Consider the following 311-nt stretch of genomic DNA (forward strand, 5'->3'; position numbering starts at 1 on the left):
CTCGAGATCGGTTCGAGGGTGCGGTTAGGCAAACCCATCATATGCGGGAGATTGAGCGTCTCCCGCGACAAATCACATCCCTTGCGGGCTATGAAGTTCGAACAAATCTTCTCTTTACGATGTCAAACAGAACAGGCGGAGAGCTAGATGCTCGCCGCAAATCTTTTTAACGAATGACTTTTTCTCGGCCGGCTTCACATCCACTCGACACCTCTCCCTCTTTTCAGAGGAAGGATGGTGGAGCCGGACGGGATCGAACCGACGACATCCTGCTTGCAAAGCAGGCGCTCTCCCAGCTGAGCTACGGCCCC

Annotated in this window: 1 tRNA gene; it reads right to left on the reverse strand. The window is 54.3% G+C overall.

From position 1 onward, the window contains the following. Positions 1-235 precede the first annotated feature (235 nt). Positions 236-311 (reverse strand) — tRNA-Ala (locus AC0L3O_RS35580).

Source organism: Mesorhizobium sp. WSM4810, assembly GCF_055811235.1.